This window comes from Bradyrhizobium uaiense, assembly GCF_010811875.1.
GTDB classification, from domain to species: Bacteria; Pseudomonadota; Alphaproteobacteria; order Rhizobiales; family Xanthobacteraceae; genus Bradyrhizobium; species Bradyrhizobium uaiense.
The window spans coordinates 1-214 of sequence record NZ_VKHP01001253.1 but is presented as its reverse complement, the minus strand read 5'-3'; the positions used below and the strand labels follow the sequence as shown (position 1 = coordinate 214).

The 214-nt window shown below is 59.3% G+C and carries 1 protein-coding gene; it reads right to left on the bottom strand.

The window, feature by feature from the left end; genetic code table 11:
• The coding region (locus FNJ47_RS55890; protein WP_163163958.1) for a transposase at positions 1-214 on the bottom strand (214 nt) is incomplete at both ends.

Here is a 214-nt window from a genome sequence, read left to right as displayed (position 1 = left end):
GCGCCCGAACGATGGTGGAATCGACGATCAGATATTCGAAGTCCGGATCATCGGACATCGCCTCGAAGATCCGCCACCAAACACCCTTGATGCTCCATCGGCTGAAGCGCCGGAACACGCTGTTCCAATCGCCGAAGACCTCCGGGAGATCGCGCCAGGGAGACCCCGTACGCACGATCCACAGCACTCCTTCAACGAACATTCGGTTGTCGCG